Annotated in this window: 15 protein-coding genes; 9 read left to right on the forward strand and 6 right to left on the reverse strand. The window is 66.6% G+C overall.

The genetic code is table 11. From position 1 onward, the window contains the following. Window positions 1-10: 10 nt before the first annotated feature. From PX653_RS24735 to PX653_RS24770, 8 genes are all read left to right on the forward strand, one after another. Window positions 11-343 (forward strand): acyl carrier protein, encoded by a 333-nt coding sequence (locus PX653_RS24735; protein WP_277415301.1) that lies wholly within the window; start codon window positions 11-13, stop codon window positions 341-343. A gap of 14 nt (window positions 344-357) precedes the next feature. Continuing rightward, complete coding sequence (locus PX653_RS24740; RefSeq protein WP_277415302.1) at window positions 358-1,458, forward strand: fatty acid desaturase; 1,101 nt, start codon at window positions 358-360, stop codon at window positions 1,456-1,458. 33 nt (window positions 1,459-1,491) lie between these two features. Beyond that, window positions 1,492-2,436, forward strand: coding sequence for an alpha/beta fold hydrolase (locus tag PX653_RS24745; RefSeq protein WP_277415303.1), 945 nt, complete (start codon window positions 1,492-1,494; stop codon window positions 2,434-2,436). Next, window positions 2,429-2,614, forward strand: coding sequence for a rubredoxin (locus tag PX653_RS24750; protein WP_277415304.1), 186 nt, complete (start codon window positions 2,429-2,431; stop codon window positions 2,612-2,614). Before PX653_RS24745 ends, PX653_RS24750 begins: the two co-directional genes overlap by 8 nt. Window positions 2,615-2,657: 43 nt before the next feature. Continuing rightward, complete coding sequence (locus tag PX653_RS24755) at window positions 2,658-3,596, forward strand: alpha/beta hydrolase (RefSeq protein ID WP_277415305.1); 939 nt, start codon at window positions 2,658-2,660, stop codon at window positions 3,594-3,596. Window positions 3,597-3,643: 47 nt separating this feature from the next. Continuing rightward, window positions 3,644-4,822: a thiolase family protein gene (locus tag PX653_RS24760; protein WP_277418654.1), complete on the forward strand. Its 1,179-nt coding sequence runs from the start codon at window positions 3,644-3,646 to the stop codon at window positions 4,820-4,822. 176 nt (window positions 4,823-4,998) lie between these two features. Continuing rightward, window positions 4,999-6,081 (forward strand): enoyl-CoA hydratase/isomerase family protein, encoded by a 1,083-nt coding sequence (locus PX653_RS24765; protein WP_277415306.1) that lies wholly within the window; start codon window positions 4,999-5,001, stop codon window positions 6,079-6,081. 13 nt (window positions 6,082-6,094) lie between these two features. Continuing rightward, window positions 6,095-7,069 (forward strand): amidohydrolase family protein, encoded by a 975-nt coding sequence (locus PX653_RS24770; protein WP_277415307.1) that lies wholly within the window; start codon window positions 6,095-6,097, stop codon window positions 7,067-7,069. Between the two features lie 4 nt (window positions 7,070-7,073). Here the strand turns inward: PX653_RS24770 and rapZ are convergent, their stop codons facing one another. Both rapZ and PX653_RS24780 read right to left on the reverse strand, forming a co-directional pair. Further along, window positions 7,074-7,937, reverse strand: a complete 864-nt coding sequence (gene rapZ, locus PX653_RS24775) for an RNase adapter RapZ (protein ID WP_277415308.1) — start codon at window positions 7,935-7,937, stop codon at window positions 7,074-7,076. Between the two features lie 60 nt (window positions 7,938-7,997). Then, window positions 7,998-9,311, reverse strand: a complete 1,314-nt coding sequence (locus PX653_RS24780; RefSeq protein ID WP_277415309.1) for a cation:proton antiporter — start codon at window positions 9,309-9,311, stop codon at window positions 7,998-8,000. 207 nt (window positions 9,312-9,518) lie between these two features. Between PX653_RS24780 and PX653_RS24785 the strand changes: the two genes are divergently transcribed. Continuing rightward, window positions 9,519-10,736: a DesA family fatty acid desaturase gene (locus tag PX653_RS24785; RefSeq protein ID WP_277415310.1), complete on the forward strand. Its 1,218-nt coding sequence runs from the start codon at window positions 9,519-9,521 to the stop codon at window positions 10,734-10,736. A gap of 422 nt (window positions 10,737-11,158) precedes the next feature. Here PX653_RS24785 and hprK read toward each other — a convergent pair whose 3' ends face one another. The 4 genes from hprK to ilvA form a co-directional block, all read right to left on the reverse strand. Beyond that, window positions 11,159-12,094 carry an HPr(Ser) kinase/phosphatase gene (hprK, locus tag PX653_RS24790; protein ID WP_107144010.1) on the reverse strand — a complete coding sequence of 312 codons (936 nt, stop codon included), beginning with the start codon at window positions 12,092-12,094 and terminating at the stop codon, window positions 11,159-11,161. Between the two features lie 33 nt (window positions 12,095-12,127). Further along, window positions 12,128-12,610, reverse strand: coding sequence for a PTS sugar transporter subunit IIA (locus PX653_RS24795; RefSeq protein WP_277415311.1), 483 nt, complete (start codon window positions 12,608-12,610; stop codon window positions 12,128-12,130). Window positions 12,611-12,928: 318 nt separating this feature from the next. After that, window positions 12,929-13,762, reverse strand: a complete 834-nt coding sequence (gene queF / locus PX653_RS24800) for an NADPH-dependent 7-cyano-7-deazaguanine reductase QueF (protein ID WP_277415312.1) — start codon at window positions 13,760-13,762, stop codon at window positions 12,929-12,931. A 122-nt stretch (window positions 13,763-13,884) separates the two neighbouring features. Then, on the reverse strand, window positions 13,885-15,417 hold the full coding sequence (gene ilvA, locus PX653_RS24805) for a threonine ammonia-lyase, biosynthetic (protein ID WP_277415313.1): 1,533 nt from the start codon (window positions 15,415-15,417) through the stop codon (window positions 13,885-13,887). Window positions 15,418-15,455: the final 38 nt, after the last annotated feature.

Here is a 15,455-nt window from a genome sequence, read left to right on the forward strand (position 1 = left end):
AGGAGAAATCATGTCTCAAGAAAACAAGTCGGGCGGCCTGTTCGGCTTCTTCCGCAAAGGCGGCAAGGAAGTGGAAAACAATGAGCCGCTGAGCGAGGAAGCGATCCGGCAATGGCTGGTCAGGCGCCTGGCCAAGCAAGTGAAAGTCGATCCCAGCGAGATCGACACGGCCAGGAAATTCGAGCTGTACGGCCTCGACTCCATCGTCGCGGTGCAGGTTTCCGGCGACCTGGAAAAGCTGGTCGAACAACGCCTGTCGCCGGCGCTGCTGTTCGAACACCCCAGCATCGATGAGCTGAGCGCTCACCTGGCCACGGAACTCGGTCTCAACGCAACCGCCTAAATCTGGAGACATCAATGCCGTCCGCAAATAGCTACCCATCATCGCCAGGGCCGGATTTCGAGGCGTTCCTGGACAAGAGCAAGACGCTGGAAGGCGCCCGGCTCGCCGAAGCGATTCCGAAGTCGTATTTCGAGCCGCGCGTCTGGCGCGGCCTGGCCGGCTTCCTCATCAGCTATGCGTTGTACATCGGCGCCATCGTCGGGGTCGCGTATGCACCGCACTGGGGCTTCTACCTGCCCCTGTACGTCATCGCCGGGCTGGGCGGCTGGGGGCTGCATTGCATCGCCCACGACTGCGGGCACAACTCCTTCTCGCGCAACAAGACGCTCAACATCGTCATCGGGCACGTGGCGCTGCTGCCGCTGCTGTACCCGTTCTATTCGTGGAAGCACGTGCACAACCTGCACCACTTCCACACCAACAGCCTGGAGCTCGACACCGACTGGCGGCCGATCCCGCGCGACATGTACAAGCGCATGTCGTTCGGCCAGCGCTTCGTCTACATGGGCACCCGCACGTGGCTGTTCTGGGCCGGCACGATCAACTACTGGGTCGTGTCGGGCTTCCGGCCCGGGTTCTTCCCGAAAAAGGACATGCGCAGCGACGTGCGCCGTTCGATCGCGTTCGTGGCGATCGCCTCGGTCGTGTACTTCGGCGCGCTGGTCTGGTTCACGGGCCTGATGGGCTTCTTCCTGCTGTTCTTCCTGCCGTGGATCGCGATCCACACGTGGTTCAGCGTGACGACGCTGATGCACCATACGTCGGCCGACATCCCGTTCCTGACGTCGGAGCACTGGACGACGAACGCCAGCCGCATGCTGGTGACGACGGACTACCGCTACCCGAAATGGCTGCTGTTCCTGACCCATAACATCTCCATCCACACCGCCCACCACGTGGCGCCGGTGGTGCCGTTCTATAACCTGCAGAAGGCCCAAGCCGCCTTGAAGCAGGCGTATCCGGGGATGATCCGGGAGAAGAACTTCAGCTTCGGCGACCTGTGGTGGGTCATCCGCAACTGCCATTTCTACGATCTCGATTCCGGCTACTACACGGATTCGGCCGAGCGGCGCGCCGTGGTCGACGGGACCGCGTCGTCGGTGCCGAACACCTGATCCATCACCGACGGCGCCACGCAGGACACAGCCATGACCGACATTACTTCACCATCGCCGCCGTTGTCGCCGAAGCCGGCACCAGCGCCGGCCCCCGGCCTGGGCGCCATCGTGGCCCGGGCCGGCTACCAGCTGGGCGCGTTGCTGGCGCCCCGGCTGGCTGGCCGCATCGCGGCCGATGCCTTCGGGCGCTCGCGTTCGAAAGGCGGCCGCACACAATTCCGCATGCCGCTGGGGGCGCAGACGTTCGACATCGCCGGCAACGACGACGTGCGCCGCGGCTACCTGTGGAAGAACGACGGACCCACCGTGCTGCTGGTGCACGGCTGGGGCTCGGACAGCAGCAGCATGATCGGCTTCGTCAAGCCGCTGCTGGCGCTGGGCTTCCAGGTGGCGTCGTTCGACGCGCCGGCGCATGGCGAGTCGGCCGGCAATAAGACCACGATGACACGCTTCGTGGGCGCGGTGGGCGCCGCCCTCCGCTCGCTGGGCAACGTGCAGGTCGTCATCGGCCACTCGCTCGGCTCGATCGCCTCGGTGGCGGCCGTCGCGCAGGCCAGCGAGCAGCATGCGCGGGCCGTGCGGCGCATGGTGCTGATCGCCGCGCCGGTATCGTTGTCCACCGTGCTGGAACGCTGGGCATGCAGCCACCAGCAGCAATTGCCGCGCACCGTGATCGACCGGATCTACGACCGCCTGCACGTGCAGAACGGCGTGCCGGTCAGCCACTGGGACATCGGCGTGCTGGGCGCGGCGATGGACGTGCCGGTACTCGTGGTGCACGACGAGCACGACCCCGTGGTACCGCTGACCGAGGCGCAACGGCTGCTGCGCAGCCTGCAGGACGTGCGCCTGGAACAGACCTCCGGCCTTGGCCACAGCCGCATCCTGTCGGCCGCCCCGGTCAAGGAACTGATCGCCCGCTTCGTGGGCGACGCACACCTGACTTCAACTGAACTGGAACCTGGCAATGACTGAAACCGTCGCTGAATACAAGACCCTGATGTGCCTCGTCTGCGGCTGGATCTATTCCGAAAAGGATGGCTCTCCCACCGATGGCCTGGCACCGGGGACCCGCTGGGACGATATCCCGGACTCCTGGACCTGCCCCGAGTGCGGCGTCAAGAAAGAGGATTTCACGATGGTGGAATTCTGAGCTGCCACGGCAGCGGCCCGCGGCGATGACCAATAGGGAAATCATGCATACCGAAACCGATCCGCAAGCGCCTGCGCGCGGCGGTACCGATGCCGCCGATGGCGTCGATCCAGGTCGACCTGCGGCGCACAAGCCGTCCGGCAGCCTGATGCTCGGCGCGCTGCAAGCCGCGCTGGGCCTGACGCAACGGGTGGCCCCCGACAGCGCTGCCAGGTTCGCGGCGCTGCTGTTTCGCACGCCGCTGCCGACCAAGCGCGCGACGCGCAAGGCCACGGTGCCGGCGGGCGTGCGCGTCGAGCCGGTGCCGTTCGAGGACGCGTCGGTGACGCTGTACCACTACCCGGCGCTGGCGGGTGCGCCGCGCATCCTGATGACGCACGGCTGGGCCGGCCATGGCTTGCAACTGGCGAAGATTGCCGAGGCACTCAGTGCGGCCGGCTGGGCGGTCGTGCTGATGGACCAGCCGGGCCATGGCCGCAGCGCGGGCTGGACCGGCAACCTGCAGCAGTTCTCCCGCGCGCTGCGCTTTGTCGGCGCGCGGCTGGGGCGGTTGCACGCCATGGTCGGCCATTCGATGGGCGGGGCGGCGATCACCCACGCGGTGGTGCAGGGACTGGCGGTGGACAAGCTCGCGTTGGTCTCGGCACCTGTCTCGCTGACGGAGGAGACGCACAACATGGGCCGGATGCTGGGACTGTCCGAGCGCGTGCTGGCACAGACCATCGCCCTGATCGAGGCGCGAGAGCAGGTGCCGTTCGCCACGGTGAACGCGGCCTGCCTGGCGCCCCGCATCGCCGTGCCCACGCTGGTGATACACGACCTGGAGGACAGCACGGTGCCGCACGCCGCGGCCCAAACGCTGGTTGGCCACTTGCCGGACCCACGCCTGCATACCACCAGCGGGCTGGGACACCGCCGCCTGCTCAAGGACCCGGGCGTGGTTGGTATCGTGGTGGATTTTTTCGGACCGGCGCGCAGTTGAGCCGCGCACCGGCCCCCCATTGTTCACTTTGACAGGAGAGCTTCGTGATGGATGAAATCGTCATCAGTTCCGCGCTGCGCACGCCGATCGGCGCGTTTGCCGGTACCCTGAAGGACACGCCGGCGGCGGCCCTGGGCGCGCACGTCGTCAAGGCGCTGCTGGATCGCACCGGCCTGGCGCCGGAGCACGTCGACGAAGTGGTCATGGGTAACGTGCTGCAGGCCGGCAATGGCATGAATGTCGCGCGCCAGATAGCGGTCAACGCCGGCCTGCCTGTTTCGGTGCCCGCGCACACGGTCAACCGCGTGTGCGGCTCCGGCGCCCAGGCGGTCGTGACGGCCTATGCGCAGATCCGTGCGGGGCTGTCCGACCTGGTGATCGCGGGCGGCGCGGAGAACATGGACCTGGCCCCCTATCTGATGCCGGCGCTGCGCCACGGCGCGCGGATGGGGCACACGCAGGCGCTGGACGCGCTGCTGCGCGATGGCCTCAACGACGCGTTCTCGGACCAGCATTCGGGCTGGCATACGGAAGACCTGGTGGCGAAATACGAAGTGTCCCGGGCGGCACAGGACCGCTTCGCGGCCGCCAGCCAGCAGCGCTTCGCCGCCGCGCAGGATGCCGGCTGGTTCGATACCCAGATCGTGCCCGTCACCATCGCCACGCGCAAGGGCCAGGTGGTCTTCGCCAGGGACGAAGCGAACCGGCCCGATACCACGGAGGAGGGCCTGGCCAGGCTGAAGCCCGCCTTCCGCAAGGACGGCACGATTACGGCGGGCAACGCGCCCGGGCTGAACGCGGGAGCGGCCGCCATGGTGGTCAGCACGCGCGAGCTGGCGGCCGCGCTGGGATTGCAGCCCCAGCTCGCGATCCGCGGCATCGGCGTCGCGGCGGTCGAGCCGGGCCTGTTCGGCTTCGGTCCCGTGCCCGCCATCAAGCTGGCGCTGGCGCAGGCGCAGTGGCAGGTCCAGGATGTCGACCGCTTCGAAGTGAACGAGGCATTCGCGGCGGTGGGCCTGGTCGTGCGGGACGAGCTGGGCATCGATCCCGAGCGCTTCAACGTCGACGGCGGCGCGATCGCCCATGGCCACCCGATCGGCGCCACGGGTGCGGTCCTGTTGACCAAGGTGGCCCACGCCCTGCAGCGCACCGGCGAGCAGCGGGCGGTGGTCTCGTTGTGCATCGGCGGCGGCCAGGGCATCGCGCTGGCGGTGGAACGGGCGTAATCGGCTGCACAGCCCAGCTCACGGCCGGGCTCGTGTCCCACCGCGGTGACAGTCACCGCGGTGGGGCACGAGCTCGACCGTAGTCGGCAACGCAACGCTGTTCCGCTACCTTCTTTCAACACAATATTCGCCCGGCACCGCGCTAGAATAGGTTACCTTCTACTCTTCCTGCTGCCATGAGCGAACACGTCCATATTAGCGTCGGTAACGGTACTGGTTTCATCACGCTCGACCGTCCCAAGGCCCTCAATTCGCTGTCGCTCGACATGGTGCGAGCCATGACGGATGCGTTGCTGCGCTGGCGCGACGACGAAGCGGTGGCGGCGGTGGTCGTGCGCAGCAGCAGCGCCAAGGCCTTGTGCGCGGGCGGCGACATCCGCTTCTTCCACGAGGCCGGTCATGCCACGCCGCAGGGCGGCAGCGCGCTGCTGGAGGATTTCTTCACGGAGGAGTACGCGCTCAATCACCTGATCCATTACTACCCGAAACCGTACATCGCCCTGATGGAAGGTGTCGTCATGGGCGGCGGCATGGGCATCGCCCAAGGCGGGCCCGGCTGCGGCGTGCGTGTCGTGACGGACAATACCAAGATGGCGATGCCGGAGGTGAACATCGGCCTGTTCCCGGACGTGGGCGGCAGCCATTTCCTGTCGCGTGCCCCCGGCCGGCTGGGCTTCTACCTGGGCCTTACCGGGCTGACGGTGGGCGCTGCCGATGCGCTCTACCTGGGCCTGGCCGACCATTACGTGCCGCAGGCCGAGCTGGCGGCGCTGTCCGACCTGATCGACTCCACCGCGGGGGGAGGATTGCGCGAGGCGGTGGCCACGTTTGCCCGGCCGCTGCGCGCGGGCGCGGGGGACAGCGGCCTGGCCGCGCAGCGCACGCTGATCGACCGCCATTTCGGCCACGATTCCGTGGCCGCCATCATGGACTCGCTGCGTGGCGACGACGCCTCGTTCGCGCGGCAGGCACTGCGTGCGATGGAGCAGCGCTCGCCCTTGATGATGTGCGTGACGTTCGAACTGCTCAAGCGCGGCGCGACGCTGGACGTGGCGGATTGCCTGCGCCTGGAGCGCAACCTGGTGCGCCGCACGTTCGAGCACGGCGAAGTGCTGGAAGGCGTGCGCGCGCTCGTCATCGACAAGGACAACGCGCCGCGCTGGAATCCGCCGGCGCTGGCGGAGGTGACACAGGCGATGGTCGCGCGCTTCTTCGAGCCGCCCTGGCCGGCCCACGCGCACCCGTTGCGCCACCTGTAACGGCGAGGTCACCATGCAGCGCCGCCAACTGCTGAAACTCCTGGGCGCGCTGGCCGCTCCCGTGCCGGCCTGGGCGAGCGCGACGCCCGCTCCCGTGGCCGACCACCACCAGCACCTGTTCAGTCCCGCGATGGCGCGGCTGCTGGACACGGGCGCCGGTGGCCCGCCGGCGATCGCGGCGGCCGGCCTGGTCGAGCTGCTCGACAGCGCGGCCATCCGCCGCGCCGTGCTGTTGTCCACCGCGTACGTATACGGCAGCCCGGCGCGCAAGATCGACGACGAGTACACCAAGGTCAAGGCGGAGAACGACTGGAACGCCGCGCAGGCCGCGCTGTTCCCTGGGCGCCTGCGGGCGTTCGGCAGCGTCAATCCGCTCAAGGAGTACGCGCTGGACGAGGTGGCGCGCTGCGCGGCCAGCCCGCAGCTGCGCCATGGGCTGAAGCTCCACTTCGGAAATTCCGACATCCAGCTGGAAAACCCGGAGCATGCCGCGCGGTTGAAGGAAATCTTCGCGGCGGCCAACCGCCACGGCATGGCGCTGGTCGTGCACCTGCGCGCGTCCGTGTCGAAGCGCCGGCCGTACGGCGCCGCGCAGGCAAGGGTGTTCCTGGAAGAGCTGTTGCCGGCCGCGCCCAACGTCACGGTGCAGGTCGCGCACATGGCCGGCACGGGGCCGGGCTACGGCGATGCGCCGGCGGACGATGCGCTGGCGGTATTGGCGGAGGCGGTGGCAAGGCACGACCGGCGCGTGCGCCGACTGTATTTCGACGTCGCGTCGCTGGCTCGTCCCGGCATGAAAGAATCCGATGCGGCCAGGCTGGCGCGGCGCATCCGCCAGATCGGCGTGGACCGCATCCTGTACGGTTCGGATGCCGCGGCGGGCGAGAACCTGCGCCCGCGCGAGGGTTGGGCGGCGTTCTGCCAGTTGCCGTTGCAGGAGGGGGAGCTGGCGCGCATCGCGGCCAACGTCGCGCCCTACCTGCGCTGACAGGTCACGACTGCTCGCGGTGCCGCAGCACGACGCGCTCGGCGTCGTTGAAGTACTGCGCCAGCCGTTCCGCCATATAGACGGAGCGGTGCTGGCCGCCCGTGCAGCCGATGGCGACGGTCAGGTAGCTGCGGTTGTCCTTCTTGAACGCGGGCAGCCACTTTTCGATGAAGGCGCGGATGTCGAGGAACATCTCCTCGGCGCTGGGCTGCGCGTCGAGGAAGGCGATGACGGGTGCGTCACGCCCCGTCAGCGGGCGCAAGGTCAGGTCGTAATAGGGATTCGGGATGGCGCGCACGTCGAACACGTAGTCCGCATCCTGCGGCACGCCCACCTTGAAGGCGAACGATTCGAAGAACAGCGTCAGCGGCGCGTTCTCGCTTTCCACCAGGTCCTTGATCCAGCCGCGCAGCTTGTTGGCCGACAGTTCCGACGTGTCGATCACGTGGCCCAGCTGCTCGATGGCGGACAGGCGCTCGCGCTCTTCCTGGATGCATTCGATCAGCGTACGCCGCGCCGCCGGGTTCTGGCCCGGATGCAGCTCGTGCGACAGCGGGTGGCTGCGCCGCGTCTCGGAGAACCGCGCGACCAGCGAATGGGTATTCGCGGTCAGGAACATGACCTTGACGTCGTGGCCGGCATCCTTCAGCTTGCGGATGTCGCCGGGCAGGGAGGCCAGCGAGGCGGCGCTGCGCGCGTCGACGGCGACGGCCAGCGCCTCGGTACCATCCTCGCTCAAGGTCGCAACGAGATTGGCCAGCAGCGCTGGCGGCAGGTTGTCCACGCAATAGAAACCAGTGTCTTCGAGGACGTTCAGGGCAACCGATTTGCCCGAGCCGGAAATGCCGGTAATGAGGACGATACGCATGCGCGCATGATACCTGAATTCACCGGCCGCGCCGCCGCATTGGCCACCGCACCGGTCACGTCACTTGCGCCAGAAGCGGTCCAGCAGCGGCGTCACGCTGGTGCCGTGGATGACGATCGACAGCACGATCACGGCCAGGGTCAGGTTGATCAGGTCCTGCGCCAGCGCTTGCGGCAGGCCGTGGTTGATCGCATACATCAGGTAGTACAGCGAGCCGATGCCGCGCACCCCGAACCAGGCGGCGATGACGCGCATGCGCGGGGTGGTGGGGCTGCCCACCAGGGCCAGCAGCACGCTGGCGGGACGTGCGACAAAGAACAGGAACAGGGCCGCCGCCCAGCTGCGCCAGTCGAACAGCAGCGTCGTCACGGCGCCGCCCAGCAGCAGCACGAGCATCAGTTCGGACAGCCGCTCCAGGTGCTCCTTGAACAGCAGCGTGCCGTCGCTCACGGTGGGCGGTGTCGTGTCGGCAAGTTGTTCCGGCGTCAGCGGTCGCTGGGCGCCCGCCTGGGCTTCGGCACGCCGCACCAGCGTCTGTTCCGTCTGACGCAGGGCGACGCCGGCGCAGAACACGGCCAGGAAGCCCCACACGTGCGCGGCCAGGCCCACGCCGTACACCAGCGCGATCAGCCCCAGGCCCATCAGGTCGTCCAGCACTTCGTGGCCGGGACGACTGCGACGCAGCGCGAAATTGACGCGCGCCAGTGCCATGCCGCACAGGGCACCGATGGCGACGGCGCCGAGGGTGCCCCACACCAGTTCGACGGCCAGCCAGTGCAGGCCCCAGGGACCCAGGTCGTGCAGGCCCAGCAACCCGAGGCCCAGCATGACGAACGGGAACGCGCTGCCGTCGTTCATCCCGGCCTCGCATCCCAGCGTGAAGCGCAGCGGATCGCTGTCGCCCGCATGGCGCAGTTGTACGTCCGATGCCAGCACCGGGTCGGTAGGGGCGAGCAGGGCGCCCAGCAGGACGCCGGCGCCCAGCGGCATGTCCAGCACGGTGCAGCAGAACAGCGCGATCAGGCCGACGGACAGCGCCATGGCCAGCCAGGCCAGCCGGATCGGCGCGCCCCAGCGGCGCAGGGTGACGGGCACGGGCATCTTGATGCCGGCCGAGAACAGCGAGATCAGCACCGCCACTTCCGTCAGCACCTCGAGCAGGGGGGCGGCCGCGTAGGCGTCGAAGGCGAAGAAATTGAAGCAGAGCGGGCCCAGCAACAGTCCGATGGCCAGGTAGATGATGGCGGAGGTGAATGGCAGGCGCGCGATGGGCGTCCCCCACAGCCCGCGTGCCAGCATCAGGCAGCCCAGCAGCAGGAACCACTGGTAGTTCGACATCGCGCTCGACAGGGCGCTTGGATGATCGGGCGTCACGGTTGCTTGGCGGCGGCAGGCAAGGAGAGGCGGCCGCCACGACGCCAGGTCAGTGCGGGCAATTGCGAGAACGGTGATGGCGGGGGCATCGGGCTCCTTCGTCGTTGGGTCCAGCGTAGCATGCCGATTGGCAGGGAGCACGCTGAAGCGTGCAAATGGCAAGCGGCGGAAAACGTGGCCTGGGCGGCGTGGACGGCGTAGACTGGCATGGCCGTCACGCGGACCCGCCGCGCCGGCCACTACAAGGAGTGCCTGATGGAATTCCTGACTTCCGGCCTTGCGCATGCGAGCGCATGGGGCATCGTGCTCTACACACTTGCCGCCACGCACTTGACCATTATCGGCGTCACCGTCTACCTGCACCGTTCGCAAGCGCACCGTTCAGTAACATTGCATGCCGCCGTCGCCCACGTGCTGCGCTTCTGGCTGTGGCTGACGACCGGGATGGTGACGCGGGAATGGGTGGCAGTGCACCGGGCCCACCACGCGCATTGCGAGCAGCCGAAGGACCCGCACAGCCCCGTCGTGCTGGGCATCCGCAAGGTGCTGTGGCAGGGGGCCGAGCTGTACCGCGTGTCCGCGGCCGACCGCGAGCTGGTGCGCCGCTATGGCGCGGGCACCCCGGACGACTGGATCGAACGGCACCTGTACAGCCGCTTCACGTGGCAGGGCGTGGGCGTGCTGCTGGTGCTCGACCTGCTGCTGTTCGGCGTCATCGGCGCCACCGTCTGGGCGGTGCAGATGATGTGGATCCCCGTGCTGGCGGCGGGCGTCATCAATGGCGCGGGGCATTACTGGGGCTACCGCAATTTCGATTGCCCGGAAGCGGCGACCAATTTGCTGCCGCTGGGCCTGCTGATCGGCGGGGAAGAGCTGCACAACAACCACCATGCGTACGCCAGCTCGGCAAAGATGTCGGTGCGCTGGTACGAGTTCGACGCAGGCTGGATGTACATCACGCTGCTGCGCTGGCTGGGCCTGGCCGTCGTGCGGCCGCTGCCGGTCCGGCCCCGGGCGCAGCCAGGCAAGCAGGAGGTCGACATGCACACGCTGGCCGTGGTGCTGGCCAACCGGGCGCGGGTGATGGCGGAGCTGAGCGGTGCCCTGAGGCGCGTATGGCGGCAGGAAACGGCCGCGCTGCGCCGCTTCGATCCGGCACTGTGGCGTGCCGCCCGGCCGCTGCTGCGGCGCGATCCAGGCTACCTGGACGGCGAGCAACAGCACCGGCTGCAGGCGCTCCTCGCCCACAGCGACGTGTTGCGGCATGTCCACGAACTGCGCAGCGAGCTGGCCACGCTGTGGCGCCGCTCGCACGCATCGCCGGAGCAACTGCTGGCCAGCCTGGCGGCATGGTGCGCCAAGGCCGAAGCATCGGCGTGCGAGCCGCTGCGGCGGTACGCGGGGCGGTTGCGCAGTTATGCTTGATGTGCACCCTGGCTTGGGGTCTGTCCCTGCAGGGGACTGACCCCGAAGTCCGAAGCGTCTCGATGAACTTGGCAAACTTCAGGGTCAGTCCCCTGCGGGGACAGACCCTTGCGACTTCAGTCGCCGCTCATCGCTTGCCGTTGGTGAAGCGGGGGTTTCGTCGAGCGAGCCCCTGCGGCGGTATGCGGGGCGGTTGCGCAGTTATGCTTAATGTGCACCCTGGCTTGGGGTCTGTCCCTGCGGAACTGACCCCGGTTTTCTTCCGCGGCAGGGATGCGCCGCGACCCGGTCGGTTGATGCAGGAGAGACGCTTACCGACCTGGGGTCTGTCCCTGCAAGGGACTGACCCCGAAGTCCGAAGCGTCTCGACGGACTTGGCAAACTTCAGGGTCAGTCCCCTGCGGGGACAGACCCTTGCGACTTCAGTCGCCGCTCATGGCCTGTCTCTGGCGCTCCATAAACTCCTGCAACGTATCGATCCCCCGCAACTGCAGGATGGTATTGCGCACGGCAGCCTCCAGCAGCACGGCGATATTGCGGCCGGCGGCGACGGGAATGACGACTTTGCGGATCGGCAGGCCCAGCACGTCTTCCGTCGGGAACTGGAACGGCAGGCGTTCCACTTCCTCTTCCAGCGCAGAGCGCCGCACCAGGTGGACGATCAGCTTCAGGCGCATCTTGCGGCGCACGGCCGTTTCGCCGAAGATGGCCTTGATGTCCAGCAGGCCCAGCCCGCGCACTTCCAGCAGGTTCTGCAGCAGGGGCGGGCAGCGCCCTTCGATCATGTTTGGCGCGATGCGCGAGAATTCGACGGCGTCATCCGCCACCAGGCCATGGCTGCGCGAGATCAGTTCCAGGCCCAGCTCGCTCTTGCCCAGTCCGGAATCGCCCGTGATCAGCACGCCGACGCCCAATACGTCCATGAATACGCCATGCATGATGATGCGTTGGGCCAGCTTTTTCGACAGGTAGACGCGCAGGAAGTCGATCACCTGCGCTGCCGGCAGTGGCGTGGAAAACAGGGGAATATTCTTTTCGTCGCAGATCGCGAGGATATCGGGCGGCGTTTCCAGCCCTTGGGCGATGATCAGCGCGGGCGGCCCGCCAGCGATCAGCTCGCCGATGACGTGGGCCCGCGTCAGCGCCTTGAGGCGGTGGTAGTAATTGATTTCCTGGTGCCCGAAGACCTGGATGCGGCCCGGGTGGATCGTGTTCAGGTGGCCCACCTGGTCGGCGGCGGAGGCGGCGTCGCCGGAAATCTGGCGCTCGCCGCCGGGGAAGCCGGCAAACCAGCCCAGTTGCAATGTCTCCCGATTGTCGTCGTACAGCCGTTGGATCGTCAGAGGAGATTGCAACATGGTGTTACCCGCAGAAAATATCGATCCCTTAGTTTAACCTGCGGCCTGCAGGCTGGGTTGCCAATTGACGATACGGCGATACACGGAGCGGGCGTCCGGATCGGTGGCGAGAGCCGTGCGGAAGCTGTCGTCGGAGAACATCTCGGCAATTTCGGACAGGATCTCCAGGTGCTGCTGCGTCACGTGATCCGGAATCAGCAGGAAGAACAGCAGGCTCACGGGCTTGCCGTCCGGCGACTCGAACGGAATCGGCTCGGCCAGCCGGACAAACGCGGCCAGTGGCGACTTCAGGCTCTTCGACCCCTTGATGCGACCGTGCGGCACGGCGACGCCATGGCCGAGGCCCGTGGAACCCAGGCGTTCGCGCGCGAACAGGTTGTCCGACACTGTCGAGCGGGCGATTCCGCAATTGTTCTCGAAGATCAGGCCGGCTTGCTCGAAAGCGCGCTTCTTGCTCGACACTTCCAGATCCAGCTGGACGTTCTCGGGCGACAGGATTTTACTCAGGTTGTTCATAACGCGACGTAATATGGTGCGGCGCACAAAAGGGACTGGCGAGCAGAATTATAGGCCTCTTTGTCCGTCGTGTAACTTGAAATTGCTCGGCCCGGGTTGTGTTCAGGACAACAGCGGGAGCGATCTGAAGCTGACAACAAAATTATCACAAATGCACTGACTCAGTTGGGGGCTATTTCTACGTCAAAACCCGGCCGCCTGCCTGCTTTTTGCTCGGCCATTTGCTCATCCGCCGATTTTTGCCTGCCTGTACCCATGCTACTCCGCTTGGCCTTCGGCAGAGCAAAACCCCATGAAAAAGTTTTGACTGGGCACAGATCATTGCCTTGCGTTGCGGAGATTGGACGGTCGTCCCCCACTGCTGTAGTTGGTGCGCCATGGATTGATATCAAGGCCGCCGCGGCGGGTATAGCGCGCATACACACTCAAGTGCTGGGGCCGGCACTGGCGCAGGATGTCCGTGAAGATGCGTTCCACACACTGTTCGTGGAACTCGTTGTGCTCGCGGAAACCGATCAGGTACTTCAGCAGGCTTTCCTGGTCGATCTGCGGCCCCGCATACGTGATCTGCACGCTGCCCCAATCCGGCTGTCCCGTGACGAGGCAGTTTGACTTCAGCAGGTGCGACACCAGCGTCTCCTCGACGGGCAGCTCGTCGAAGTTCGCCTTCAGCACTTCCGGCTGGGGCGCGTAGTTGTCCACTTCGATATCGAGGCGGTCCAGCAGCACGCCGTCCAGCTCGCCCATCTGCAGCTTGCCGAAGTCTTCCTGCAACGTCAGCACGACGTGCACGCTGGCGCCGGCGGCGGCCGAGAGGTCCTGCTGCAACAGGTCGCGCAGCGCTTCCGGCCCGCCCAGGCGGGTTTGATTGAATGAGTTCAGGTACAGCTTGAACGACTTCGACTCGATGATGTTGGGCGAGTCCGCCGGCACGGTGATGCGTGCCACGGCGATCTGCGGCTTGCCACGCATGTTCAGCCACGACAGCTCATAGGCGTTCCAGATGTCGACCCCAAAGAAGGGCAGCGTGCCTGACAGGCCCAGCTCGTCGCGCTTGCCCTGGCGCGAGATCGGAAACAGCAGCTCGGGCGCGTAATCGGTACGGTAGGCGGAGTTCTTGCCCAGTGGCGACTGGTCGGCGGAATTGGTCATGGCGGCGTGGCTTTTGGTGCGGGAAAGCCCGCCATGGTAGCGCAAAAGACAAACCCGGGACAGACCCCTGTTTTGAGGAAAGTTTCCTCAAAACAGGGGTCTGTCCCGGGTTTTTAAGCGGCTTAAAGGAACAGTTTGTAGACGGGGTTCTGCGTCTCGTCCCAGTATCGGTAGCCCAGCGTGGCGAGGAAGTTGGCGAATTCGCCCATCTCTTCCGGCGGCACTTGCAGGCCGATCAGGATGCGGCCCACGTCGCCGCCCTGCGAGCGGTAGTGGCACAGCGAGATGTTCCAGTTCGGCGCCATGCTGTCCAGGAAGCGCATCAGCGCGCCCGGGCGCTCCGGGAACTCGAAGCGGTACAGCAGCTCGTCCTTGGCCAGCGCGCTGCGTCCGCCCACCAGGTGGCGCAAGTGAGTCTTGGCCAGTTCGTCGTTGGTGAGATCGAGCGTCTTGAAATCGTGCTCCTCGAAGCGACGCGCCAGCGCGCTCGATTCGTTGCGGTCGGCGATCTGCACGCCGACGAACACGTGGGCCTGGTCCTTGTCGCTGATGCGGTAGTTGAACTCGGTGACATTGCGCGGGCCGACAAGGGAGCAGAAGCGCTTGAAGCTGCCCCGCTGCTCGGCCATCGTGACGGCAAACACGGCCTCGCGGAACTCGCCCAGCTCGGCGCGCTCGGCCACGAAGCGCAGCCGGTCGAAGTTCATGTTGGCGCCGCAGGCGATCGTCACCAGCGTCTCGTTGCTGATCGGGTTCTTGGTCAGCTGCGAGCGCTCGATGTACGCCTTGGCGCCGGCGATGGCCAGCGCGCCGGCCGGCTCCAGGATCGAGCGGGTGTCCGTGAACACGTCCTTGATCGCCGCGCAGATGGCGTCCGTGTCGACGATGATGATCTCGTCCACGTACTGCTGCGCCAGGCGGAACGTCTCCTCGCCGACCAGGCGCACCGCCGTGCCGTCCGAGAACAGGCCCACGTCCGGCAACGTCACGCGCTCGCCCGCCTTCAGGCTTTTCGCCATTGCGTCCGAATCGAGCGACTGCACGCCGACGATGCGGATGTCCGGCCGGATCTGCTTGACGTAGGCCGCCACGCCCGAGATCAGGCCACCGCCGCCGATGGCGCAGAAGATCGCGTGGATCGGGCCGGAATGCTGGCGCAGGATTTCCATGCCGATGGTGCCCTGGCCGGCGATGACGTCCGGGTCGTCGAACGGGTGCACGAACGTCAGCTTCTGTTCCTGCTCCAGGATCAGCGCGTGGTTGTAGGCATCCGTATACGACTCGCCGTGCAGCACGATCTCGACGTTGTCGCCGCCGCGCGCCTTGACGGCGTCGATCTTGACGGTGGGCGTCGTCGTCGGCATCGCGATCACGGCGCGGCAGTTCAGCCGGGCCGCGGACAGCGCTACGCCCTGCGCGTGGTTGCCCGCCGAGGCGCAGATGACGCCGCGCTTCAATTGCGCTTCCGTCAGGTTGGCCATCTTGTTGTAGGCGCCGCGGACCTTGAAGCTGAACACGTCCTGCATGTCCTCACGCTTGAAATAAATTCGGTTCTGGTAACGCTGCGACAGGGTCGGCGCCAGTTCCAGGGGCGTTTCGGCAGCGACGTCGTAGACGCGCGCGGTCAGGATTTTCTTCAGGTAGTCGATTGTCATGGTCTGCAAAGTCGGTTGACCGGATCGCTCCGGGGGAG

Source organism: Pseudoduganella chitinolytica, assembly GCF_029028125.1.
Lineage (GTDB): Bacteria > Pseudomonadota > Gammaproteobacteria > Burkholderiales > Burkholderiaceae_D > Rugamonas > Rugamonas chitinolytica.

Excerpts from the sequence above, each read along its gene's own strand:
- PX653_RS24735 (WP_277415301.1), top strand. The coding sequence starts at position 11 with ATGTCTCAAGAAAACAAGTCGGGCGGCCTGTTCGGCTTCTTCCGCAAA.
- PX653_RS24740 (WP_277415302.1), top strand. The coding sequence starts at position 358 with ATGCCGTCCGCAAATAGCTACCCATCATCGCCAGGGCCGGATTTCGAG.
- PX653_RS24745 (WP_277415303.1), top strand. The coding sequence starts at position 1,492 with ATGACCGACATTACTTCACCATCGCCGCCGTTGTCGCCGAAGCCGGCA.
- PX653_RS24750 (WP_277415304.1), top strand. The coding sequence starts at position 2,429 with ATGACTGAAACCGTCGCTGAATACAAGACCCTGATGTGCCTCGTCTGC.
- PX653_RS24755 (WP_277415305.1), top strand. The coding sequence starts at position 2,658 with ATGCATACCGAAACCGATCCGCAAGCGCCTGCGCGCGGCGGTACCGAT.
- PX653_RS24760 (WP_277418654.1), top strand. The coding sequence starts at position 3,644 with ATGGATGAAATCGTCATCAGTTCCGCGCTGCGCACGCCGATCGGCGCG.
- PX653_RS24765 (WP_277415306.1), top strand. The coding sequence starts at position 4,999 with ATGAGCGAACACGTCCATATTAGCGTCGGTAACGGTACTGGTTTCATC.
- PX653_RS24770 (WP_277415307.1), top strand. The coding sequence starts at position 6,095 with ATGCAGCGCCGCCAACTGCTGAAACTCCTGGGCGCGCTGGCCGCTCCC.
- rapZ (WP_277415308.1), bottom strand. The coding sequence starts at position 7,937 with ATGCGTATCGTCCTCATTACCGGCATTTCCGGCTCGGGCAAATCGGTT.
- PX653_RS24785 (WP_277415310.1), top strand. The coding sequence starts at position 9,519 with ATGGCCGTCACGCGGACCCGCCGCGCCGGCCACTACAAGGAGTGCCTG.
- hprK (WP_107144010.1), bottom strand. The coding sequence starts at position 12,094 with ATGTTGCAATCTCCTCTGACGATCCAACGGCTGTACGACGACAATCGG.
- PX653_RS24795 (WP_277415311.1), bottom strand. The coding sequence starts at position 12,610 with ATGAACAACCTGAGTAAAATCCTGTCGCCCGAGAACGTCCAGCTGGAT.
- queF (WP_277415312.1), bottom strand. The coding sequence starts at position 13,762 with ATGACCAATTCCGCCGACCAGTCGCCACTGGGCAAGAACTCCGCCTAC.
- ilvA (WP_277415313.1), bottom strand. The coding sequence starts at position 15,417 with ATGACAATCGACTACCTGAAGAAAATCCTGACCGCGCGCGTCTACGAC.